This is a genomic window from Lysobacter sp. CA196, assembly GCF_052078695.1.
Taxonomy (GTDB): Bacteria; Pseudomonadota; Gammaproteobacteria; order Xanthomonadales; family Xanthomonadaceae; genus Lysobacter.
Genome location: NZ_JBQJIN010000012.1, coordinates 83,107 through 104,738, shown reverse-complemented (window position 1 = coordinate 104,738; position 21,632 = coordinate 83,107). Strand labels below are relative to the sequence as shown.

Genomic DNA, 21,632 nt, shown 5'->3' with positions numbered 1-21,632 from the left:
AAACGCATGCAGAAGCAGCCGCGCCCGCAATCAATGCAGATGGATCGCCAGCCACACCGCGCCTTCGGACACTCGCTGCACGGTATGAGGCGTACCGGCGGGCAGGAACAGGTAATCGCCGGAGCGCAGCTCGACCGTTTCGCCGGCGACCTCGAGCGCGGCTTCCCCCTGCAGCATCGCCACCCACTCGTCCTGGGTCTGCACGTATTCGGTCGGGGTGATCGCGGCGGAACTCACGATGCGCTCGATCACCAGGTTCTTGTGAGTGAGCAATGCCTCGAAGCGCTCGCCCTGCGCTGGTACGACGGCATTCGCAAACAGGTTTTCGATTCGCATGACGGTGATCTCGGTAAGGCGCCGGACGCCTGAGCGCGGCCGTACCGCAACCCGGCTTCGGTTCGAACGGATTATCGAACAGGCTGGCCCGGCGAACCGAGATCGGGAGCGTGCTTGCACGTTTCGTTGAACGGGCCGACGGCCGACCCGCTGCCGTCGGCCGCGAATCGCTCGGCCCCAATTCCCGGCCAGCGCATCGCTGTACCGCTCAGCAGGACGCTCGCCGCGAAGCGACGAAATGCTCGGCGGCATCGGCGTTGCTAGAATCCGCCCCCATGAACGAGGAGACAGACCGATGACCCAGGACGATATTCGGCAGTACCTCGCCGCGACCGGCTCGGTCCGGATCCAGGTGGCGGCGCCCGAAGACGGCAGCCCGGAGATGGCCTGGGGCGATACCTTCTGCTTTGCCTTGGGCGCGGACGGGCAACCGAAGAAGATGCCGTTCGTCACCATCGTGACCAAGGACTATCCCGGTTTCGACGAGGAATCCAGACTCGACCGCGGCCTGTACCGGGTCAACCTCGATGTGGGCAAGGTGAAGTTCGAGGAGCTGTTCGGTTTTTCACCAAGGGATCTGGCCGGCCATCGCGACGACTTCGACTTCGCCGCGGTCGACACGCTGATTCCACATCCTGCCTATGGCGCGAACGGCTGGGTATCGATCATCGACCCGGCCGAGCGTTCGAACCACTTGCTGAGAGATCTGTTCGACTTCGCGATACGCCGCGCGACGAGCTGAATTCGCACGACAGTCCAGGGCGAAGACTTTCGCACTCCGAGCCGCGTTTGCTCTCTCGGCGACCCTTGCCTCCGCCCTCGTACCGTTTCGCCGGTGCCTGCGGGCGAGGTCCGGCGCGCGACTTGAGCGTGTTCGCCCCGCCGGCCGGCCTTAAGAAACCCTCAGCCCAGACCGAGTGCTTCGATCCTGCGCGCCAGGCGCAAACTCGGGGTGGCGCCGGTGCGTTCCCAGTTGTGCACGGAAGCGGCGGACACGCCGATCAAGGTCGCGAACTCTTTCTTCGTCAGCTTCCTGCTCAGCCTCAGCCGCCGCAAGGCTTCTCCGTCGACGGGAGGATGGCCTGCGTCGCTGCCGCGCTGCGCGCACGCGGCTCGCTCGGCACCCGATGTGGCGGCGAACTTCGCCACCACCGCCCGAAGTTCCAGTATTTCGCGTCGCTGACTGGCCAATTGAGCGCGCAGGTTCGCCAACTGTCGTCGCACGTCCTTGGTCGCCTGGCTGGAAATGCGAGTCATCAAGGCAAGATCTTCGGCGCGCATAGGGGGTTTCCCGAACGGCATCACAAGGGCATGGCTGGCGAATGATCGCGAACGGCACGGTCGCGAGGAGGGCTCGCGTAACATCCCGGCGCGGCCGACGGCGCAGGGTCCGTACATACCGGCCCAGGCGGCAGTTCGACGGCGATCGCCGGCTGCAGGTCTTCGGCGGAACGGCCGACCTGGAACTCGTATTCGCCACCGGCCAGCACCCATCGACGTTCGAGCGCGTCGAATTCGGCCAACAGTCTCGGCTCGACGATCACCTTCGCCCGCACCTGCCCGCCTGCCGGCACATGCACTTTCTGGAATCCTGCGAGCCGTCTCGCCTTCGCGCCGGGCACGCGGACATAGACTTGCACCACCTCGCTCCCCGGCCGTGAGCCGGTATTGACGATGTCGACGGTGGTCGCCACCGCTCCCTCGGCGACGGAAACGCTCGCCGCGCCGTAGTCGAATGCGGTGTAGGACAGGCCGAATCCGAACGGGAACAGCGGGGCCGAACGATTCCTGTCGAACCAGCGGTATCCGACGTCCGCTCCCTCGATGTCGTAATCGATCGTCTGCATCGCGGGAATCGCCGCCGACCCTTGCGGCTCGCCGGCGTAGGGCAGCAACGGACGCGGCAGTTGGCGCTCGTTCCTCTGCCAGGTGAACGGCAGGCGCCCGGACGGATCGACCGCGCCGAACAGCAGATTGGCGATGGCCTCGCCACCGCTTGCGCCCGGGTACCAGACTTCCAGCACCGCGCCGACCTGGTCCAACCACGGCAGGTTGAGCGGCGCGCTGTTCTGCAACACCACCACCGTGTTCGGATTCGCCGCAGCGACCGCCGTCACCAGTGCATTCTGATGCGCGCTCCATTCCAGGTCCGGCAGATCGAAACCTTCCGATGCCCATTGCTGCACGAACACGACGGCGACTTCGGAACGCTCGGCCAGCGCCACGGCAGCTGCGATATCGGAGCCGGAGGCGTAGTCCACCCGGGCCGCCGATGCCTTCGCCCTGATCGCCCGCAACGGCGAGGAGGCGTAGTACATGACCGGGCCCCAACGCGCATGAGGCGGCGGAGCCGGCAACGCGATGGCTGCGCGGCCTCCCCACGGGACCACCGTCGCCGCACCGCCGCCGCCGATGACGCCGATATCGGAATGCGCGCCGACGACCGCGATCGACGACACGCGCGCGGACAACGGCAGCAAGCGGTTCGAGTTGCGCAGCAGCACCGCACCGGCTTCGGCGACACGTCGCGATACCTGCAGATGCCCTGCCACGTCGATCGGACGCACCGATGCAGGGACATCGAATAAGCCCGCGGCGAACATACTGCGCAGGATTCGCCGGACCATCGCGTCGATGCGATCGGGCGCAACGCCGCCGGCTGCGATGCGCTGGTCCAGGGCCGCGCCAAAATGGGTGTCTTCTCCCGACTCCTGATCGAGACCGGCTGCGATGGCCTTGGCGCCGTCGGCGATCGCGCCCCAGTCCGACATCACGAAACCGGGATACTTCCAGTCGCCCTTGAGTATCCGCTCGATCAGCGTGGCGCTTTCGCAGGCGAAACTTCCATTGACACGGTTGTACGCGCACATGACCGCGCCCGGATGGCCGTACTCGATGGCCAGCTCGAACGCCAGCAGGTCGGACCCGCGTAGAGCGGTTTCGCCGATCCGGGCATTCAAGCTCAGGCGCCCGGTCTCCTGGGCGTTGAGGGCGTAATGCTTCACCGTTGCCAGGACATGCTGGGCCTGGATGCCGCGCACCGTGGCTCCGACGATACGCCCGGCCAGCAACGGGTCTTCGCCGGGGTACTCGAAATTGCGCCCGTTGCGCGGCTCTCGCTGCAGGTTCACCCCGCCCGCCAGGAGCACGTTATAGCCCTTGCGGTGGGCTTCGTCGCCGATCATCGCGCCGGCAGCTTCGGCGATCCGCGGATCCCAGGTGGCGGCGATCGCCTGCTGCGACGGTAGCGCCGTCGCGCCATCGCCGGGCCGGACGTTCTTCGGGTTGGCGATGCCCAGCCCCGCATCCGTTTCCTGGATCGCGGGCAGGCCCAGGCGTGGGTTCGCCGGAATGAAGCCCGCGCCGCCGATGGCTCCCGCAGGCGGCTTGCCGTGGGCGCCGGCCCAGGCGCCGTCGCTGTGGACCAGCCGCAGCTTCTCCCGAAGCGTCATCTCGGCGAGAAGCAAATCGGCGCGCGCGTCCGCGCAGAGGCTGCGATCCTGCCAGGGCCGCGCGGGCGAACCCGCACTCGCAGGCTCCACCGCGAGTGCCGCGAGCAGCACGATCGCGCCTGCCAAGTATCGATTTCGAAGCAAAGCATCCATGAATCACCTGTAACGGCGTGGAATTCCGACGAGCAACCGGCCAGGATCGGAACCAGAATCGGGATCGGCCCGATTGCCGCTCGGCAATCGGGCCTGGCATCGCCTCATGCCCTGGACCTGCATACGGCCAAGGCATGACCGATGACTAAGGCATGGGAACCTGCCAGTCGCGGTCGCACTTCTGCAACGTCAACTGCTCACCCGCCACGGTCGCGGTGAGGCACAGCCCCGATTGCACGCCGCGCAATTCGCCATGCACTTGCACCCATTGTTGATTGGCGCCGGCATGGCATTGATAGACGTTGACCTTGGTCCCGGGCGTGGTGCCGTAGCCGTAAGCGTCGAGGCACAGGTTCGACTGCGTGCGGATGGTCTTGTCCGCGCCGTGGACCCAGGCCTGGTTATCCAGGCCGTGGCAGTAGTAGCCGGTCGCCGGATCGCCGTTCTTGTAGGTATGCGCGTCCAGGCAGAGATCGCGGGTCTGCTTGATCACGCCACGCAAGGAGTTGCCGATGCCGTTGATGTGCACGCTGCCCGCGGCGATCTTATCGACCCGGCTGCTGCAGATGGGCGAGACCTTGGTCGATGAGACGCTGGCGACCCTCGCCCCCCCATTTCCGACCGGCAGCAGGAACTCGCTCTTGGTGTAGGGCTGGTTGAAGCAGTTGGAATCGCCCGAACCCCATTCGAAGTACTCGACCCAGTTGACCATGCCCGAGGCCGATACTTGGGTCGACGCCGTGCGGATACTGCCGAGCTTGAACGAGGTGGCCGCGGTCAGGTCGTTCACGGTCACGCCGAACCAGCGGTCGCCTTCATGGGCGACATGGAACTGATAGGTGTGGCCCGGCTTCCAGTCGAACTTCATGCGGCAACTCTTGCCGGTGCCGTCCTCCTGGAAGGTGATGCAATAGCTGCCCGAACTGCCGACTTTCGCCTCGGTGCCGTTCCAGACCGAGAACAGGAACAACCCGCCCTGGCCGCCGACCCGCTGCATCCCGGTGTATGCCGCGCCGCTGGCGCCGACCAGATTGAACTGATTGGACCAGTACACGTTGGCGCGGGCGCCGGGATCGGTTTCGACGGTGATGCCGAAGTCGACCGAATCCAGCCCGGTGACACTCGGGTCGAACTGATAGTTGACGTAGCTGCCGGGCGTATTGCCGGCGACGACCTGTAACGGTAGCGCCGCCAACAGACACAACAAGCCCCAGCCCTTGAACACACTGACGATTTTCATCATTGGCCCCTATTCGTGGCCGCCGCGCGGCAGGATGCAGCGCGGCGGATGGATGCAGTCCCTTGCCGTTGTCCTCGGCGACGGCAACACGCCGTCGCCGCCTGCGGCACCGGAGCGATCGCGCCCCGGGCGCCGGCAAGTCGTGCACGGTCAGAATTTCTGTTGGTATTGCAGATACAGATAGCGCCCGATGTCGTACGAGGCGTTGTAGGACGCATAGGTGTCGGTGCCGGAATTGAAGGCCCCGTAGACGTAAGGCCCGACCCGGTTGAAGAGGTTGTTGGCACCCACCGACACGGTCGCGTCCCAGGGCGCGTTCCAATGCAGTTGGAGATCGTGGAAGGCCACCGAGGCCACACGCGTCTTCGGGCTGATGCCGACGTCGGCCGCGTAGTACTCGGGGTCGGTGCAGGGGAAAGCGCTTTTCCCGTCCGGCGGCGGGAAGGCGCACGCCGCCTTGTAGGACGAGAAATGGCGCACGGTCCAGTTCGCGCCGAAGCGCCTCCAGCTCCAGCCGAGGTTGACGTTGCTGCGCACTCGCCATACCGCCGCGATACCCGCGCGATGCTCGACCGCGGACCCCGGTGCCGACAACGCATCGGAGGCATCGGTATAGGTACCCTGCAAGCCGAGGTCGAACTGTCCGAGCCTGGTTTCCGGCAGACGATAGTTGAAGGCGAAATCGTAACCCCGCACTTTCTGCCAGCCGGTATTGGTCACCAGGTTGAGCAGATTCACGATCTGTCCGTCGGCCCGTCGTTCGAACTGGCGGCACGCCGATTTGATGCTGAACTGATAGCAATTGGCGAGCAGTTGGTTATTGCCGATGCCGGCGATCAGATCGCGGATGTTGTAGCTCCACCAATCCACGCTCATGTCGAACCCGGCGATCCACGACGGGCTGTACACGAATCCGAGTTGGCTGTTGTAGGAGCGTTCCGGCTGCAGGTCGGGATTGCCGCCGGTAAGGTTCGACGAGGGCACCGCACCGCTGCCGCCCGGACCGGCGATCGGATTTCCGGTGTCGTCGACCTGGCGGAAGCCGGGCGCCACCGCGGCCAGTCCTTCGTAACCGTTGGCGCAGCGTTGGGCGACGGCGGGGTTGAAGGAATACGCGGCCGGGCCGTATACGCTGTCGCAGGGATCGGTGAAGCCGCCGGTGCCGTAGCGGGCGTGATAGAGGTCGGTCACCGTCGGCGCCCGGAAGCCGGTGCCGTAGCTCGCCCTCACCATCAGATCGTCGACCGGTTTCCAGGTCAGCTTGAACGAACTGTTCTGGGTGCTGCCGAAGTTGCTGTAACGCGACCACCTGCGCGCGGCATCGATCGCCAGCAACTTGGCCCCGGGCAGATCCTTCAACAACGGCGCGTTGAATTCGAGATATAGCTCGTCGAGGCTGTAGCGGCCGCCGAACGGCGGAAAGCCGATGTCGGTCGACAACCCGCGGGCAGCGTAGGCATCCGGGGTGCTGAAGGCCGAGACTTTCCTGTGGACGGCGCCGGTCGCGAAGGTGAGGTCGCCGCCCTGCAGCGTCGCCAGCGCGCCGCTCAGGTCGGCGGTGTAGGCGCTCTCTTCGCTTTCGAAGCCCCAGACGCTGCGAATCATCACGCCGCCGACCATCTCCGGCGTCATCCGGCCCTTGCCGGCGAGGGGGTTGAAGGGTACGCAATCGGGCACGATGGCGCCCGGCGTGCCACAGCGAACGACGCCCGCGGCATCGCGGAACGATGGGCCCAAGGCCTGGGTAAGCTTCGGCAGATCGAAGAAACCGTAGCGGTAATCCCGCCCTTCGATGCCGCTCTGGTTGTAGCCGACACTCCAGTCGAACTGGCGCTCGCCGATGTCGAAGACGCCGTCCAGCCCTAGCGCATAGCGCTTGTTGGTGGATTTGTTGGTGTGCCGGAAGTAGACGTCGTCCATGCGCCGGACGAACCGCAGGGCCCGCCCGGGCACGGGGTTGTAGTAGCTGGCCCCATCGAGCAGCAAGGGATAGGCGGCCTTGCCGCCCAAACCGCTGCGCACGGACACCACGCTACTGTCGCCGGCGGCGACGACCTTGTTGTAGCCGGTGTTGAAATGCGCGCTCAGGCGCGGCGTCAGATCGTATCGGCCGTCGAGATAGAAATTCTTCGTCGTGGTGATGCCCTGCCACATCATCCGGCCGTAGCCGGTGTAGTTGTAGTGGAAGTCGCCCGCGTCGGCCAGGCTGTGGACGTCGCCATCCGCACCGAACCTCGGTCGGACCAGGGGATGGTAGTCGCCGATGTTTCTCGAATCGCCATCGGTGTTCAGCACCAACTGGCCCGTGCTCGACATGCCGGCCGGCGGATTCAGGATGATCCCGTATGGGCCTCGTTCGCTCAGCTGAAAATACGGATGGCGCTCGCTGTAGGGATAGCGGGCGACCGGGCGATCCTTCTGGTAGACCGGCCGGGTCTGTTGGTACGAAACACTGGCGACCACGCTGCCTTTGTCGCCGCTTTTGCCGAACGTCAGCCCGTACTGGCCCTGTTCGCCGTCTCCTCCCGGCGCATAAACGCCGCGGTAGACGTCGAGCTGGCCTCTATCGAAGTTCTTCTTGGTGACGATGTTGACCACACCGGCCAAGGCATCGGACCCGTATACCGCGGACGCACCGTTGGCCAGGATGTCGATGCGCTCCACGATCGCGGTGGGGACGACGTCGACGTTGGTGTAACCGCCGTGGATCGCGCCGATGCGCTGGCCATCGATCAGCACCAACGTTCTCTGTGCGCCCAGGCCGCGCAGATTGAAAAAGGCGCCGCCCTGGTTCGGCCCGGTGCTGCCGACATCGAGCTTGCCCAGGTCCGGCGGCGCCGACGACGACAGGTTCTGCAGCAGTTGGCCCACCGTGGCGAACCCCTGCCGCTGGATGTCTTCGGCGGTGAGGGTGATTACCGGTTGCGCGGCGGCGACATCGACGCTTCTGATGTTCGATCCGGTCACGACCACCCGGTCCATCGCCACCGCCCGCCCCTGCGGAACGCTTCGCTCGGGCTGCGCTTCATTCGATCCGCCAGGAGCCGGCGCCTGCGCCGCCGCCGACTGGACGTAGAACGCCCCGGCCAGCGCACCGGTGAACTTCAGCGTGACAAGAACATGCGAGAGGGCATGGGCCAAACGTGGAGAAGGGTGGTGCCCGAACTGGTACGGCGGAATCTTCATACATCGCTCTCGGAGGAACGAAGCGACCGCAGCGTTTCCCATTAGCCGCGCACGCCCCAAGTGCCGCCTCTAGGCATCCATGAGGCGACGTTCTGCGCCGATCGAAGACGGGTCCGGGCGCTTTGGGCCGGAGGCCGTGCAGGTGTTTCGGCAGCCAGAACCTAGCCGACAATTCTTGTCGCCGCCTAGAATAATTTGTTATGTGTTTTTTACTTTCATCAAATTTATCCCTCTAAAACCCTCTGACAACGCTGTCAAATATAGGACACAAACAATGTCTGTAAATTTACAAGACGCTTGCGACAAGAGCTAGCAGGCCGCCTCCGGGCCGGTTCTGTTTTGCGCCGCAACAGAAAATCCCGCGCCCTGGTTCACCGTCGGCGCGGCGGCAGCGACCAGCGAAACTGGCTTGCGCAGCGGCGCTCGCGAACGATTCGGCGCCGGCGAGGCCTTCCCCGTTCCCGGATGGACGCCGGACGGGCTGCGAGTCGCGAAGGCTAGACTGTCGATGCCTTCCGGCCTGATGCCGGCCTCCGCTTTCGCAAGCCACATCGACGCCACCGACCGTGCCCGACGCCCGCATCACCGCCTCCCCCGCCGATAGCATCTGGACCGGCGCCCTGCTGCTCGGTGAGCACGTCGCGGTGCTGCAGGGCCGCGCCGGCGGCAGCGGCCGACACGCCCATTACGCGCATCAACTGCTGCTCAGCGACGGTGCGCCGTGGCAGGTCGAGATCGACGGCCAACCACAGACCGGCCATCGCCTGTGGCTGCCTTCGTTCCAGCCGCATGCGGTGCTCGCGGCGCCGAGTGAGGGCTGCACCGTGTATCTCGAACCCGCCCACGCCGATGTGGAAGCGATCTTGCGGCAACTGCCGCAGTTGCCGGCCCGCTTGCTGGCGTTGCAACCGCTCTTGTCCAGTCTTTCCCGGGCGCAGCCTCTCGACCGGCGCCTGCGAACCGCCATCGCCGAGATCGGTGCGCGTCTGCCGGAGGGCGTCTCCGCCGCCGAGATCGCCGAAGCCGCACACCTTTCGCCGAGCCAATTGCACCGCCGCTTCCAGTCCGATCTGGCGATCACCCTGCGTGGCTGGGTGTTGTGGCGGCGCCTGCACCAGGCCTTGGCCCGCCATCTCGCCGGCGACAGTCTGACCGTCAGCGCGCACGCGGCGGGCTTCGCCGACTTGCCGCATCTGTCGCGCAGCTTGCGGCGCATGTTCGGCATCGGCGCGGCGCAACTGCAGGGGCTGCGATTGCAGGCCTATTCCGAGTAGACCTGGGCGCGCGTCTGTTGCAGACCTTGCGGCAAGGCCGGCGCATCGCCCTGCGGCAACACGCGGAACGGCGCCAACAACTGACCGGCATAGTCGCGTGGGTAATCCGGCTGAGTGCCGATGCCCAGGTCGCGACTGCTCAGACGATAACCGGGGGCATCGAAAGCGGTCCCGAGCAGCCGGTCCCAGACGGTGAAGAACAAGCCGAAGTTGACGTCGCCGGCGGCGCCGTAGCGCAGATGATGGAAGCGATGCAGCGGCGCCCAGGCCATCCAGCGGCCGAGCAGACCCGGACTCATGTCGACATTGGAATGCTGCAGCAGCAGTTGGATGGCAATGGCGAACGCCAGCACCGCCGCCACCGGATACGGCAGGCCGAGCAATAACAGCGGCAATACCCCGCCCACCGCTTCGATCGCCTGATGCAGCGGATGCTTCATCAACCCGTTGAAACCGTACATGCGGGTCACGCTGTGGTGCACGGCATGCAGGCGCCACAACCAAGCCACGCGATGGCTGGCGTAATGCATCAGAGTCACGCCGAGATCGGCACCGGCGATCGCCAACACCAATTGCAACGCGAACGGCCACTCGCCAGGCCACAGCCGCCAAGGCACCCAGGCCGCCAACAACGGCACCAGCGCGATCGACGCCAGGTTCAGCGCCTCGTTGACCAGCGCATGCAGGACATCGCGGCCGCGGTCGCCTTGACTCTCGTTGAAATCCGGGTCGTACGGCCAGCGATGTTCGGCCAGGAAGGACACTCCCGCCGCCAGGCATAGCAACGGCAACAGCCATAACGCACTGCCTTCGCAATAGCCGACCCACCACGTGGCCGTACCGACGAAACCAAACAGGAACACGGGCGCATACCAGCGCAACAGCCAGTCTTTCATCTTCAATCCAGGCATCGACGAGGCCAGCATGCTGACCCCCGCGCCGGGCTGGCGGCTTGAATAAACCGCGCATGTTGGTTGCCGCCTTCCGCTTGCGGCTTGAGTGACTGGAGGAGCTGGATTATCGATCGTGATGCGACACCGATGCGTCAGCGCGAATCAGGCGCGCCTTTGCCGTAATGCATGGACCACCGCAAAACCGTACGCACTGGCTTTCCGTCGAGCACCGCCGGCTCATATCTCCAGTTCTCCGCCGCCTGCACGGCAGCAGAGTCGATGGCGGGATCGCCGCTGCTGGTTCCGACCCGGACCTCATGCTTCCAGCCGTCTTCTTCGAGCAATACCAGCACCACGACCTCGCCGCTGAGCCCTTTCTCGTCGACGATGGCGGGCCATCGCGGCGGGGAGCGCTCCACCGTGGACGGCTCGGGCCGGGCCAGGGTGTCGGGTATCAGCTGGGTCCAGCAGCTTTCGTGTTCTTCGAAATCCACCGGAATCCGTATCTTGTCCGCGACTTTGTTGCCTTGCTCGTCGCTTGCGGGGCTGTAGGTCCACTGGCGCGAGGCTTCCAGCGCGGCGCGGTCGAGATGGGCATTGCGGCTGGACTTCTCGACAACGGCATCGACGAAGCGACCATCATCATCGACGTCGATGATGATGACCGTCGTGCCGGAGGCGCAGGTGGGGATCGCCTGCTCCGGATAGACCGGGCGATGACGAAATTTCGAGGCTTTATCCAGGGTCGCGTCGATGCTGGGGACGCCTTGAGCATTCGCATCGTTCGCGATCAAAAACAGCGCGCCGACCAGCGCGATCGTGGGCACAGACTTCATCGGTTCGATCCACGGATTGACGGATGGATGGAGCATTCGGAAGGAAGCGTCAGCGGCTCGCTCGTTTGCCATACGGCAAAGGCAACTGCAGCAAGGACCGCACCGGCTTGCCTTTCAACGTTGCCGGCTGGAACGTCCATTCGAGCGCCGCGAGCATGGCCGCTTGGTCGATGTCCTCATTGCCGCTGGACACGCCGACCTTGATGTCCTTCTTGGATCCGTCCCGGTCGACCTGGATCAGCAGCACGACCAAGCCGTCCAGACGCTTGTCTTTGACGATCGCGGGCCACTTGACGGGATAGGCCTTCATCGTGGCCTCGTCGGCGCGGGCTTCGATATCCACATCGCCGCTCCAGCAGCCGTCGTACTCGGCGAAGTCCACCGGCATGCGCAACTTGCCGGCTACGCGCTGGCCGTTTTCCGTCCCCGGGTTGTATTTCCAGCGCTTGCTCGCTTCGACGGCGGCCTGATCGAAATAGGCGTAGCCGCTGGAGCGTTCGACCACGGCCTTGCTGCGTTGGCCATCCTTGTCGATGTCGATCAGCAGGACCACCGTGCCGCCGACGCAGGCGTCGATGGCTTCGGGCGGATAGGCGGGCGGGTTCAGCCGGTACGACGATATGTCGATGCTGGCGAGGATGTCCGTGGCTTCCTGGGCCGGCACATCGGCCGCAGCGAAAGCCAGAAGCGCGCCGACCACCATCCACTTCCCTGTCTGTCTCATGAGCCCATTCCTTTTCGTGTGTCCTGCGCGGACGTTCGGCGTTCACTTTGCTCACGAAGACTAACATGCCGATAACAAACCGCTCCTTCCGGACGCCACGAAGGTGCTGCTGCGGTGCCTCCGCCGAGCACTGAAGCCATGACAGAAGTCGGTGGATGCGCGTCCGCTGCGCGCGACGCTTTGCGTTATCCGTTTCTCGCACCGGAGGTCGAGCGTCGACCGATGGATCTTTCCATCGGATCGAGGTACGTGTTTAAACTGAGACAGACGGCGCTGTCGCGGACTTTCGATCGCGCTACATCGCGATCTACGGCATCGGGAATGCCGATGCGACACAGGAGCTGCGACATGAAGCGCTATCTCTTGCTCGTCTTGTTGTCCGTGTTTCTTCATGCAACGACCGCGCATACACTGGATGCGCGCAAAGCCGGCGCCGATCTGACCGCCGCGTTCTATGCGAAACGCATCGATACCGTATGGGATAGCTTCGATGCCGGCATGCAAGGTCTATTCAAGTCCAGGGAAGGTCTCGCGATCTTTCGCGATAAGGTAGGCACTGAACTTGGCACCGAGCAGACCGTTCTTGAGGAGTCGGTCAGCACGAAGCCTCTCGCGAGCGTGTACAGGCGGCGAATTCGCTTCGAGAAATCCCCCGACGTCTACACGGTGATGTGGTCGTTCGCGGGCAACGGCAAAATCAACGCTTTCTCTATCCTCCCGGAGCCGAAGGTTCCGAAACAGGCCGCGCCGAGCAAGCATCTCGATTATCGGACCAAGACCGCGCTGCAGTTGCCGTTCGACGAGGAGTTCATGGTGTTCTGGGGCGGCCGCACGCTCGAGCAGAACTACCATGCCGAGTTCGGCGGCCAGCGCTTCGCCGCCGACCTGGCCGTCGTCCACGGCAGCGCCACTCATGCCGGCGATGGACTTCGCAATGAAGACTACTACTGTTTCGGCAAGCCGATCCTGGCGCCGGCCGCAGGCGAAGTCGTCGAGGTGGTGGACTACGTCGCCGACAATCCGCCCGGCAGATTGAATGCCAGGGACCTGACCGGTAACCGAGTGATCATCGACCACGGCAATGGCGAGTTCTCGATGCTCGCTCACCTTCGCAAGGGTTCGCTGCGAGTGAAACGGGGCGACCGCGTGGATGCCGGCGACCGTCTCGCCGAGTGCGGCAACAGCGGCCATTCCTCGGAAGCGCACCTGCACTATCAGTTGCAGGACGGCCCGAAGTTCAACAGCGCGGCCGCACTGCCCGCGCAGTTCACCGACTACCTCGCCGACGGCACGCCGGTGAGACGAGGCGAGCCTACGAAGGGGCAACGCATCCGCCCATCGTCCCAGTAACGCTCGCTTCGCTTACCGCACGGCGCAGCCGCCGAACGCGGATGGTCGCCGGGCCATGGCCGGCATAGGGCGCCGTCCGCGTTGTGCTCATCAGTCCACGACCGAAGCAGGAACCTCCATGAACCACGAAACCACGGATTGGGCGGGGCTGTATAAGGAAATCGGCTTCGAGTACAAACTCAGAAGGCTATCGGAAGAGGTTTTCCGCGTGGTCGAGTGGACTACGCTCGTCGCCGCCGTAGGCTATGTCGGCGCGAAGTTCGGCAGCGACCTGCTGGCCTATGCGTCCTATGCGCTGGCGGTGCTTCTTTCGATCTACATCGGCAATCGGTCCGTCTACATCGTGGCGGGACTGCAGAAGCCCTCGAAAGTCGCCGGCGGCGGATGGAAGTGGCGGGTACTGTTGGCCGCGCCCATTACCTTCGCCTGCATCTGGCTGATCGTCTCGATGATCGGTTATCTGGTCGCGGCGCAAGCCGCTGCATAGTCGAGTCGACGCAAAAAAGGTCTCCGACTCCGACAGGAAGCGCGAGTTTCCGGTCCGTACTCGACACCGTGGCGGCGAGCGCCGACCGCGCATCGGAAGCTGTCTGCACGATTTCGAGATCGCTCTTCCGGCGACAACGGAGTCGTTCATCGCACTCCGGATTTCGATATTCGTGACTTGCGCTCGAAACCTGCGTGCCGATGTTCGCAACGGTTTTCGATGCCTCGACGCTACGATATTCGCAATGCGATCCCACAACCGCATCAGGAGATGCAGATGGACGGACAACGGGTATCGGAAGCGATCCGATCGGGCGACTACGCAACGATCTGGTTGAACGACGGCCGCACTTTCGAGGCTTTTATCGAGAACATCGACGTGGATGCCGACAAGGTTTACCTGGTCGCCATCGAATCGGGAGAATCTCTGGAGTTGTCGCTCGCCGAAGTTCACGGTTTGGCGGTGGACAATGAAGAGAGCGCTCCGGAGACCATCGACGATCAGATCAAGCGGATCGCGCTCGGCGAGTATCTGATGATCTGGGGCCAGTTCCCCGGGGCGATATCGCAAACGGCGAAACAGGGCAAGCTGAAGAACGTCGACTTTCCCAATCGCTGCCTGACTCTGCACAGCACGACTTATAACCACGATGTCTGGGTGCCGATCGACAAGATCACCTACATCGACGAGAGCCGCAGCGGACCCGGCGCGTTGGGCCCGGCGCAGTCGCCCGATTGGTATCGCCGTCCCGACGGCGACTGGTACAAAGGCGACCGGAAGTACGAAGGCTGATCGCCGAGGCCTGGCCTCGCTGCGACGACGACCGAGTCGCGCTCGTCGTCCGTCGCCCCAAGTTCGCAGCCCAACGCCTGCGAACTTGGCGCTTCACTCGTCGCCAACCTCGGCCTGGGGCATGCGCCCACCGGGAGTCGGATCGCCCGACCCGAGAGCTGCTGTCTGGCGTGGCCCTTCCGCTTGGCGCGAACCTCGCGACCGTGATATTTGGCGCACCAGCTTGCGTCTTCCCCGCTCCGGCAAGCTATTCTCCACGGCAGGAGCAACAAGGGGGGCGCGACGGTCGAGTCGCCAGCACAGTGCAGTTTTACGACGTCATCGAAGAACAGCCTGGTGCCTGGTGCGTGCGCGCGGATGCGTCGGACGCGCCGCCGATGGCGTACTCGTCGCGCGCCGACGCGATCGCCGGCGCCTGCCATGCCGCCAAGACCCATTACCAGGAGCATCAGGCGACCACCGCGGTGCGCCTGATCCATCCGCCGGACGAGGCTGAGATCATCGTCCGTTACCTGTCGCCGGCGGAACTGGATGCCTTGTGCTGGTTCGGCGACGCGACTGGCCCGAGCGGCGGTTGACGGCAGCGATGTTGCGCCGCCGCTGCGCAGCGACCGGCGTTGAAGCTGACTCGTTCAGCTCGGGCCTTCGTAAGCGGAATCCCGATTCGCTTCAGTGAACGACGGGCAGCACCAGGGTCGCCCGCAGCCCGCCTTCGCTGCGGTTGGCGAGCCGCAGTTCACCGCCCAGGTGGGCCGCGAGTTGCTCGGCGATCGCCAATCCCAATCCGGTGCCGTCGGTGTCGCGATTGCGCGAGCTCTCCAGGCGATGAAACGGCTCCAACACCGCCTGCATGTGCTCCTCGGGAATGCCGGGGCCGGCATCGTCCACGTCGATCGCGAGCCGGTCCCGCGCGATCGCGCGAACGCTGAGCCCGGCGTTGCCGCCGTATTTGATCGCATTGTCGATCAGGTTTTCGAGCACGCGGCGCAGCGCTTGGGGGCGGGTGGTCAGCGAGAGATCGGTGTGGCCGGCCAGATGCACCGGCTTGCCCGCGTCCTGGTAGTCGCAGACGATGCTGTCGAGCAGCGCGTGCAGGTTGAGCTGCACCGGCGGCGTGGTGGCGCCGTGAGTGCTGCGCGCATAAGCGATGCCTTCGCGCACCGGTTGCTCCAACCGCGACAGGTCCTCGCCCAGGCGCGTACGTTGCGGGCTGGCGTCCATGCCTTCGACACGCAGCTTCATGCGCGTGATCGGGGTCTGCAGGTCGTGCGAGATCGCCGCGAGTATCTGCAGGCGCTCGGCCAGGTAGTGGCTGATGCGCGCCTGCGAGGCGTTGAAGGCGGCCGCGGCTTTGGCCACTTCGACCGGCCCGGACTCGCTCAGCGGCGCCGAGACGCGCGCCGGGTCGAGCCGCTCGGCCGCAGCGGCCAGCCGCACCAGATCCTGGTACACCGGCTCCGGCAGGCTGTCGAGGATACGGGTCTGGTCGAGCGCGCGTTGTCGTTGCGATTCGGATGGGGCAACGATTGGAGCGGGGATGGCGTTCACGGCGGATCTCTCGTGAGCGCTGACCCGACTAAACGCCGATCCCGTTAGCGGGTGGTGAACGCATCGTCGTTTCAGCGACGACGCGCACGAACTTCGGCGCGGCGATAGCGAAAGCATTCATCGAGCCGGCATCGTGGCAACGGCGGTGCGACGACCGCCGTTGCCGCGACCGCGGGCCTCAGGCGCGCTGCGAATCCAGCGGCTCGTGCCGGGTCGCAACGTCCTGCGCCTTGGCGTAACTCTCGATCAGCAGTTGGTACTCCGGGAAGATATGGGCGTAGACCTCGGCCCACTGCGCCGCGTCGTCGCGGTGCCAGGTCCGCTGCAATTCGGAAGCGACCGCGGCGGTGTCCACCGGCACGACGCCGGCCTGAACCACGCGCGCCAGGGTGATCTCCTGCGCCATCTTCGAGTAGGTGCCGGAGGCGTCGACCACCGCGAACACCTTGTAGCCGTCCTGCACCGCGCTGATGCTCGGGAATGCCATGCACACGCTGGTGATGGTGCCGGCGACGATCAGGGTCTTGCGTCCGGTCGCCTCGACCGCGGCGACGAAGTCGGGATTGTCCCAGGCGTTGATCTCGCCCTTGCGCGCCACGTAGGTCGCATGCGGCGCGTATTGATGGATCTCGGGGATCAGCGGGCCGTTCGGGCCCTGCGGCACCGAGGCGGTGGTGATCACCGGCAGGCCCGCCAGCGTGGCCATCTTGGCCAGCGCGGTGGCATGGCGCCGCAAGGTGGTCATCGGCATGTCGGCGACGGTCTGGAACAGGCCGCTCTGGTGATCGATCAACAGCATCACCGCATCGGCGGGATCGATTACCGGGCGGGCGCCGGCGAAATTGGCGGCTTGGGCATGCGTGGTCATGGGAACCTCGAAGTTGGGGTGCGAAGGGAAGCGCGGCTGCATCCGCTCGGATGCAGCCGGGTCGGTGGGAGCGTCATGCTCGATGCTCGAAGCGTCCTGCTCGAAGCGGGGAGTTCAGACCGCCATGCGGCCGAACTTTCCGCTGTTGAAATCGCCGATCGCCTGGCTGATTTCTTCCTGGCTGTTCATCACGAACGGGCCGTAGCCGACGATCGGCTCGTCGATCGGTTCGCCGCTCAGCAACAACACGGTAGCGTCGCTGCTGGCCTCGACGACGACATCGCTGCCGGCGCGGTCGAACGTCGCCATCTGCGCGTCGTGCACGATCTGGCCGCCGTTCACCCGCACCGAACCGCGCAGCACGATCAGCGCCAGGGTACGGCCGGCCGCCACCGGCAGTTCGACGCTGTGGCCCTGGCTCAAACGCAGGTCCCAGACATCCATCGCGGTGAAGGTACGGGCGGGGCCGCGATGTCCGCGGAAGTCGCCGGCGATCACGCGGACGCGGCCGGCACCGTCGGCCAAATCGACCGACGGAATGTCGCGGTCGAGCAAGGTCTGATAGCCCGGCGCCGACATCTTGTCCTTCGCCGGCAGGTTGACCCACAGCTGCACCATTTCCAGGGTGCCGCCGTTGCGAGTGAAGGCCTGCGAATGGAATTCCTCGTGCAGGATGCCCGAGCCCGCGGTCATCCACTGCACGTCGCCCGGACCGATGTGGCCGCCGGCGCCGGTGGAATCGCGGTGGTCGACCTCGCCTTCGTAGACGATGGTGACGGTCTCGAAACCGCGGTGCGGGTGCTGGCCGACACCGCGCGGATGGGCGGCCGGCTCGAACTTCATCGGGCCGGCGTAATCGAGCAACAGGAAGGGGCTCAGGTGGCGGCCGTGGCTGTTGTAGGAAAACAGCGAACGGGCCGGAAAACCGTCGCCGACCCAGTGCGGCTTGGGGGCGCTGTAGACGCCGAGGACGTTCTTCATCGTGATCTCCTTGGAGCGGCCCGGGGCGGGCGGCTTCCGTTGGAAACACGGTATTCTTGGGACGATAGCCGCGGTAGACGCCGATATTCAGCCTCAGAGTCCTATTTCACGAACACTGGTGGGCCGGCCCATGCAGGACCTCAACGACCTTTACTACTTCGCCCAGGTGGTCGACCACGGCGGATTCGCCCCGGCCGGACGTGCGCTGGGGCTGCCCAAGTCGAAACTGAGCCGGCGCATCGCCCTGCTCGAAGACCGCCTGGGCGTGCGCCTGATCCAGCGCTCGACCCGGCATTTTTCGGTGACCGAGGTCGGCCGCAGCTTCCACGCCCATTGCAAGGCGATGCTGGTCGAAGCCGAAGCCGCGCAAGAGGCTATCGAAGTCACCCGTTCGGAACCGCGCGGCATCGTGCGCGTGTCGTGTCCGGTGACCCTGCTCGATGCGCTGGTCGGCGAGATGATCGCCGAGTTCCTGCGCGAGCATCCGCGCGTGCAGCTGCATCTGGACGCGACCAACCGCCGCGTCGACGTGGTCGGCGAAGGCATCGACGTGGCCATCCGGGTGCGCCCGCCGCCACTGCAGGACACCGACCTGGTGATGCGCGTGCTGTCCGAACGCAGCCAATGCCTGGTCGCCAGTCCGCACTTGATCGAACAGCTCGGGCTGCCGGCGATGCCGGCCGATCTGGCCGGGCTGCCGAGCATGGACCTGGGCGTGCCGCAGAACGAGCACATCTGGAATCTGTACGGCCCGGACGGCGCGCATGCCGCGATCCATCATCGACCGCGGCTGGTGACGCGCGGCATGCTGACCTTGCGCTCGGCCGCGCTGGCGGGCGTGGGCCTGGTGCAATTGCCGACCATGATGATCCGCGAGCACCTCGCCCACGGCGAACTGGTGCGCGTGCTGCCGCACTGGGCGCCGCGCCGCGAAATCGTCCATGCCGTGTTCGCCTCGCGTCGCGGGCTGCTGCCGTCGGTGCGCGCGCTGATCGATTTCCTCGCCGAGCGCTTCAAGCGCATCGACGAGGAATGACGCGGCTGTGCGCCCGAGCGGCGGCGATGCGCGGGCTAGTTCGGGGGCGGCGACCTGCGCTTGTCGCCGCGCGCGCCGATGGCCCCGGTAGCGGCGGCCTGGAGGATGCGGCGGAAGGTGGGGCATTCCATGTGGCTCGGCGCCTTGCAGGCCGCGGCGTGGCGCAGGCCGTCGCGCATCGCACTGAGCTGGCGGATGGTCTGGTCGAGTTCGTCGGCCTTGGCGCGCAACCGGTCGCGGTCGATGCGCGGCTCGCCGTCCGGCGCGAACATCAGCGCAATCTCGTCGAGGCGGTAACCGGCCGCGCGCCCCAACGCGATCAGCGCCAAGCGTTCGAGCACGCCGGCGGCGAACACCCGGCGCAGGCCATGCCGGCCGATCGAGGCGATCAGGCCTTTTTCTTCGTAGTAGCGCAGGGTCGAAGCCGGCACCCCGGAGCGCTGCGCCACCTCGGCGATGTCGAGTTCCTTCACCCTCTTGACCTCAAGTCCACTTGAATTGGCACAGTGCCGTCTCCGCCGCTGGATGGCAATCGGGACACGCGCATGAACACCGCATACGACGCCGGCAACGAGCAGGCGCAACTCTGGAACGGCCTGGCCGGACAGGCCTGGGTCGATACCCAGGCGCTGCTCGACGGCATGTTCCAACCCCTCCAGGACCGGCTGGTCGAAGCGCTCGCCGCTTCGGCGCGCGAGGTGCTCGACATCGGTTGCGGCACCGGCGCGGTGACGCTCGCGCTGGCACGCCGACTGGGACGCGGCGGACACTGCGTCGGCATCGACATTTCCGCGCCGATGATCGCCTTGGCGCGGACGCGGGCCGAAGCCGAGGGCACGCCGGCCGGATTCGTCTGCGCCGATGCCCAGGCCTGCGACTTCGAACCGGCCCGTTTCGACGCGATCGTCTCGCGCTTGGGCGTGATGTTCTTCGCCGACCCGGTCGCCGCCTTCGCGAATCTTCGCCGCGCCGCAACCGACGGCGCCGCGCTGCACGCCATCGCCTGGCGCAGCGCCGCCGAAAATCCGTTCATGACCACGGCCGAACGCGCCGCGGCTCCGCTGCTGCCCCAATTGCCCGCACGGCGCGCGGATGGGCCGGGCCAGTTCGCTTTCGCCGATGCACAGCGCGTGCATCGCATCCTCGACGACAGCGGCTGGAGCGAGATCGATATCCAACCGATCGACGTGGCCTGCAGCTTTCCGGAGAGCGAACTGGTGCGCTACCTGAGCCGGCTCGGGCCGCTGGGCCTGTTCCTGCAGGAAGCCGACGCAAGCACGCGCGCCCAAGTCGTCGATCCGGTCCGCGCCGCGTTCGAGCCCTATGTGCATGGCGATGAGGTCCGCTACCGCGCCGCCTGCTGGATGATCGGCGCGCGTGCGACGTCGTCTTCGTTGCCGTCGAGCGGTGCAGACCGTGCCTGAGCTCGTCGAAGCGCTGGTGCGTGCCGCCGTCATCGGCATCGGCGCGACGGCAGTGATGGACATCTGGGGGCTGGTCCGGACCCGCTTGCTGCACATCGCGGCAGCCGATTACGGCCTGGTCGGCCGCTGGCTCGCCTATCTGCCGCGCGGACGCTTCCGCCACGACCCGATCGCCGCGACGCCGCCGGTACGCGGCGAACGCGCGATCGGCTGGAGCGCCCACTATCTGATCGGCATCGCCTTCGCCGCGGTGCTGCTCGCGGTATGGGGGCTCGATTGGGCGCGCCGCCCCACTCTCGCGCCGGCCCTGGTCGTCGGCATCGGCAGCGTCGCCGCGCCGTTCCTGCTGATGCAGCCGGGCATGGGTGCCGGCTTCGCCGCGCGCCGCACACCGCGCCCCGGGTTCGCGCGAATGCAGAGTCTGCTCACCCACGCCGTGTTCGGCGTCGGGCTGTATCTGGCGGCGGTCGCGGCAAATTTACTGGACGTATTTCAGGCGCACATGGCCTGAGCCGATCCGGCGGCTCGACATCATCACCGAGCCGCCGGACCGTCGGCGACGGTGCTCAGGCCACCGTCTTCGGGCCTTTCTTCGCCTTCCTGGCGGCGGCCTTCGCGGCCGGCTTGTCTTGGTCGCCTTTCGCCAGCTTGGCCAGGGCCTTGGTCGCCTTGACCGTGCCGTTGGCGTCGCGCGCGACGATCGAGGCGGCCAGCACCGCCACGCCGGCGAAGATTTCGATCGCCTTGCGCACCTGCTTGATCGTCGCGATCCTGGCGCGCGCCTCGGCGATGGCCTGATCGAGCTCGGCCTGCGCCAGTTGCGCATCGGTCAGCACCTAGTCGTCGATGGCCTTGCTGTACAGCACCGAGGCCTGGCCGCGCAGGCGCAGTTCTTCGGAGACCTGGGCGATGAATTCTTCGATGCCGATGTCGCCGGCATCGAACCCGCCTTTGGCGCACTTGCCGAAGTCGTCAGCGTCGGCCTTCGATGGGCGGGTAACACCGATCGAAGGTAACGCCGAGGTCTCGGACCCGCACGCCGCACGCAACGT

Annotated in this window: 23 protein-coding genes; 9 read left to right on the top strand and 14 right to left on the bottom strand. The window is 65.7% G+C overall.

All coding sequences use genetic code 11. From position 1 onward, the window contains the following. Positions 1-30 precede the first annotated feature (30 nt). Positions 31-336 carry a cupin domain-containing protein gene (locus ACTOWK_RS12895; RefSeq protein WP_441330557.1) on the bottom strand — a complete coding sequence of 102 codons (306 nt, stop codon included), beginning with the start codon at positions 334-336 and terminating at the stop codon, positions 31-33. A gap of 295 nt (positions 337-631) precedes the next feature. On the opposite strand from ACTOWK_RS12895, the gene ACTOWK_RS12890 reads away from it, so the two are divergent. After that, positions 632-1,078, top strand: coding sequence for a DUF6194 family protein (locus tag ACTOWK_RS12890; protein WP_441330556.1), 447 nt, complete (start codon positions 632-634; stop codon positions 1,076-1,078). A 161-nt stretch (positions 1,079-1,239) separates the two neighbouring features. On the opposite strand, the gene ACTOWK_RS12885 is transcribed toward ACTOWK_RS12890, so the two are convergent. The 4 genes from ACTOWK_RS12885 to ACTOWK_RS12870 form a co-directional block, all read right to left on the bottom strand. After that, positions 1,240-1,617: a helix-turn-helix domain-containing protein gene (locus ACTOWK_RS12885; protein ID WP_441330555.1), complete on the bottom strand. Its 378-nt coding sequence runs from the start codon at positions 1,615-1,617 to the stop codon at positions 1,240-1,242. Between the two features lie 20 nt (positions 1,618-1,637). Beyond that, positions 1,638-3,914 carry a beta-glucosidase gene (locus ACTOWK_RS12880; protein ID WP_441330554.1) on the bottom strand — a complete coding sequence of 759 codons (2,277 nt, stop codon included), beginning with the start codon at positions 3,912-3,914 and terminating at the stop codon, positions 1,638-1,640. Between the two features lie 172 nt (positions 3,915-4,086). Continuing rightward, a complete protein-coding gene (locus ACTOWK_RS12875; RefSeq protein WP_441330553.1) occupies positions 4,087-5,181 on the bottom strand; it encodes a ricin-type beta-trefoil lectin domain protein in 1,095 nt (364 codons plus the stop codon). Between the two features lie 150 nt (positions 5,182-5,331). Beyond that, positions 5,332-8,367, bottom strand: coding sequence for a TonB-dependent receptor plug domain-containing protein (locus ACTOWK_RS12870; RefSeq protein ID WP_441330552.1), 3,036 nt, complete (start codon positions 8,365-8,367; stop codon positions 5,332-5,334). Positions 8,368-8,933: 566 nt separating this feature from the next. On the opposite strand from ACTOWK_RS12870, the gene ACTOWK_RS12865 reads away from it, so the two are divergent. After that, positions 8,934-9,641, top strand: a complete 708-nt coding sequence (locus tag ACTOWK_RS12865) for a helix-turn-helix transcriptional regulator (protein ID WP_441330551.1) — start codon at positions 8,934-8,936, stop codon at positions 9,639-9,641. Here the strand turns inward: ACTOWK_RS12865 and ACTOWK_RS12860 are convergent. The 3 genes from ACTOWK_RS12860 to ACTOWK_RS12850 form a co-directional block, all read right to left on the bottom strand. Then, on the bottom strand, positions 9,629-10,537 hold the full coding sequence (locus ACTOWK_RS12860) for a sterol desaturase family protein (RefSeq protein WP_441330550.1): 909 nt from the start codon (positions 10,535-10,537) through the stop codon (positions 9,629-9,631). The genes ACTOWK_RS12865 and ACTOWK_RS12860 overlap by 13 nt on opposite strands. 149 nt (positions 10,538-10,686) lie before the next feature. After that, a complete protein-coding gene (locus ACTOWK_RS12855) occupies positions 10,687-11,370 on the bottom strand; it encodes a TonB family protein (RefSeq protein ID WP_441330549.1) in 684 nt (227 codons plus the stop codon). Between the two features lie 49 nt (positions 11,371-11,419). Next, the gene (locus ACTOWK_RS12850; protein ID WP_441330548.1) at positions 11,420-12,073 is read right to left on the bottom strand and encodes an energy transducer TonB; all 654 of its coding nucleotides are present in this window, start codon (positions 12,071-12,073) and stop codon (positions 11,420-11,422) included. 369 nt (positions 12,074-12,442) lie between these two features. On the opposite strand from ACTOWK_RS12850, the gene ACTOWK_RS12845 reads away from it, so the two are divergent. The 4 genes from ACTOWK_RS12845 to ACTOWK_RS12830 all read left to right on the top strand — a co-directional run bounded on the left by ACTOWK_RS12845 (position 12,443) and on the right by ACTOWK_RS12830 (position 15,301). Then, on the top strand, positions 12,443-13,444 hold the full coding sequence (locus ACTOWK_RS12845; RefSeq protein ID WP_441330547.1) for a M23 family metallopeptidase: 1,002 nt from the start codon (positions 12,443-12,445) through the stop codon (positions 13,442-13,444). 118 nt (positions 13,445-13,562) lie between these two features. Further along, on the top strand, positions 13,563-13,931 hold the full coding sequence (locus ACTOWK_RS12840; RefSeq protein ID WP_441330546.1) for a hypothetical protein: 369 nt from the start codon (positions 13,563-13,565) through the stop codon (positions 13,929-13,931). Positions 13,932-14,150: 219 nt separating this feature from the next. Next, entirely contained in the window at positions 14,151-14,723 is a 573-nt protein-coding gene (locus ACTOWK_RS12835; RefSeq protein ID WP_441330545.1) for a hypothetical protein, read from the top strand. 377 nt (positions 14,724-15,100) lie between these two features. Continuing rightward, entirely contained in the window at positions 15,101-15,301 is a 201-nt protein-coding gene (locus ACTOWK_RS12830) for a hypothetical protein (protein WP_441330544.1), read from the top strand. Positions 15,302-15,392: 91 nt separating this feature from the next. On the opposite strand, the gene ACTOWK_RS12825 is transcribed toward ACTOWK_RS12830, so the two are convergent. From ACTOWK_RS12825 to ACTOWK_RS12815, 3 genes are all read right to left on the bottom strand, one after another. Further along, a complete protein-coding gene (locus tag ACTOWK_RS12825) occupies positions 15,393-16,271 on the bottom strand; it encodes a sensor histidine kinase (RefSeq protein WP_441330543.1) in 879 nt (292 codons plus the stop codon). Between the two features lie 178 nt (positions 16,272-16,449). Beyond that, positions 16,450-17,139, bottom strand: coding sequence for an isochorismatase family protein (locus tag ACTOWK_RS12820; protein ID WP_441330542.1), 690 nt, complete (start codon positions 17,137-17,139; stop codon positions 16,450-16,452). Positions 17,140-17,253: 114 nt separating this feature from the next. Further along, positions 17,254-18,120, bottom strand: coding sequence for a pirin family protein (locus ACTOWK_RS12815; RefSeq protein ID WP_441330541.1), 867 nt, complete (start codon positions 18,118-18,120; stop codon positions 17,254-17,256). Between the two features lie 130 nt (positions 18,121-18,250). On the opposite strand from ACTOWK_RS12815, the gene ACTOWK_RS12810 reads away from it, so the two are divergent. Next, positions 18,251-19,156 carry a LysR family transcriptional regulator gene (locus ACTOWK_RS12810; protein ID WP_441330540.1) on the top strand — a complete coding sequence of 302 codons (906 nt, stop codon included), beginning with the start codon at positions 18,251-18,253 and terminating at the stop codon, positions 19,154-19,156. A 35-nt stretch (positions 19,157-19,191) separates the two neighbouring features. Here ACTOWK_RS12810 and ACTOWK_RS12805 read toward each other — a convergent pair whose 3' ends face one another. Then, entirely contained in the window at positions 19,192-19,629 is a 438-nt protein-coding gene (locus ACTOWK_RS12805; protein WP_441330539.1) for a helix-turn-helix domain-containing protein, read from the bottom strand. A 72-nt stretch (positions 19,630-19,701) separates the two neighbouring features. Between ACTOWK_RS12805 and ACTOWK_RS12800 the strand changes: the two genes are divergently transcribed. Both ACTOWK_RS12800 and ACTOWK_RS12795 read left to right on the top strand, forming a co-directional pair. Then, positions 19,702-20,580 (top strand): class I SAM-dependent methyltransferase, encoded by an 879-nt coding sequence (locus ACTOWK_RS12800; protein ID WP_441330538.1) that lies wholly within the window; start codon positions 19,702-19,704, stop codon positions 20,578-20,580. Then, complete coding sequence (locus ACTOWK_RS12795) at positions 20,573-21,091, top strand: DUF2938 domain-containing protein (protein ID WP_441330537.1); 519 nt, start codon at positions 20,573-20,575, stop codon at positions 21,089-21,091. The genes ACTOWK_RS12800 and ACTOWK_RS12795 overlap by 8 nt, the downstream gene beginning before the upstream one ends. Before the next feature lie 55 nt (positions 21,092-21,146). Here the strand turns inward: ACTOWK_RS12795 and ACTOWK_RS12790 are convergent, their stop codons facing one another. Both ACTOWK_RS12790 and ACTOWK_RS12785 read right to left on the bottom strand, forming a co-directional pair. Continuing rightward, positions 21,147-21,416: a hypothetical protein gene (locus ACTOWK_RS12790; protein ID WP_441330536.1), complete on the bottom strand. Its 270-nt coding sequence runs from the start codon at positions 21,414-21,416 to the stop codon at positions 21,147-21,149. Next, positions 21,417-21,629 (bottom strand): hypothetical protein, encoded by a 213-nt coding sequence (locus tag ACTOWK_RS12785; RefSeq protein WP_441330535.1) that lies wholly within the window; start codon positions 21,627-21,629, stop codon positions 21,417-21,419. Positions 21,630-21,632: the final 3 nt, after the last annotated feature.

Excerpts from the sequence above, each read along its gene's own strand:
- ACTOWK_RS12895 (WP_441330557.1), bottom strand. The coding sequence starts at position 336 with ATGCGAATCGAAAACCTGTTTGCGAATGCCGTCGTACCAGCGCAGGGC.
- ACTOWK_RS12890 (WP_441330556.1), top strand. The coding sequence starts at position 632 with ATGACCCAGGACGATATTCGGCAGTACCTCGCCGCGACCGGCTCGGTC.
- ACTOWK_RS12885 (WP_441330555.1), bottom strand. The coding sequence starts at position 1,617 with ATGCGCGCCGAAGATCTTGCCTTGATGACTCGCATTTCCAGCCAGGCG.
- ACTOWK_RS12875 (WP_441330553.1), bottom strand. The coding sequence starts at position 5,181 with ATGAAAATCGTCAGTGTGTTCAAGGGCTGGGGCTTGTTGTGTCTGTTG.
- ACTOWK_RS12870 (WP_441330552.1), bottom strand. The coding sequence starts at position 8,367 with ATGAAGATTCCGCCGTACCAGTTCGGGCACCACCCTTCTCCACGTTTG.
- ACTOWK_RS12860 (WP_441330550.1), bottom strand. The coding sequence starts at position 10,537 with ATGAAAGACTGGCTGTTGCGCTGGTATGCGCCCGTGTTCCTGTTTGGT.
- ACTOWK_RS12855 (WP_441330549.1), bottom strand. The coding sequence starts at position 11,370 with ATGAAGTCTGTGCCCACGATCGCGCTGGTCGGCGCGCTGTTTTTGATC.
- ACTOWK_RS12850 (WP_441330548.1), bottom strand. The coding sequence starts at position 12,073 with ATGGTGGTCGGCGCGCTTCTGGCTTTCGCTGCGGCCGATGTGCCGGCC.
- ACTOWK_RS12845 (WP_441330547.1), top strand. The coding sequence starts at position 12,443 with ATGAAGCGCTATCTCTTGCTCGTCTTGTTGTCCGTGTTTCTTCATGCA.
- ACTOWK_RS12840 (WP_441330546.1), top strand. The coding sequence starts at position 13,563 with ATGAACCACGAAACCACGGATTGGGCGGGGCTGTATAAGGAAATCGGC.
- ACTOWK_RS12835 (WP_441330545.1), top strand. The coding sequence starts at position 14,151 with ATGCCTCGACGCTACGATATTCGCAATGCGATCCCACAACCGCATCAG.
- ACTOWK_RS12830 (WP_441330544.1), top strand. The coding sequence starts at position 15,101 with ATGGCGTACTCGTCGCGCGCCGACGCGATCGCCGGCGCCTGCCATGCC.
- ACTOWK_RS12820 (WP_441330542.1), bottom strand. The coding sequence starts at position 17,139 with ATGACCACGCATGCCCAAGCCGCCAATTTCGCCGGCGCCCGCCCGGTA.
- ACTOWK_RS12815 (WP_441330541.1), bottom strand. The coding sequence starts at position 18,120 with ATGAAGAACGTCCTCGGCGTCTACAGCGCCCCCAAGCCGCACTGGGTC.
- ACTOWK_RS12810 (WP_441330540.1), top strand. The coding sequence starts at position 18,251 with ATGCAGGACCTCAACGACCTTTACTACTTCGCCCAGGTGGTCGACCAC.
- ACTOWK_RS12800 (WP_441330538.1), top strand. The coding sequence starts at position 19,702 with ATGAACACCGCATACGACGCCGGCAACGAGCAGGCGCAACTCTGGAAC.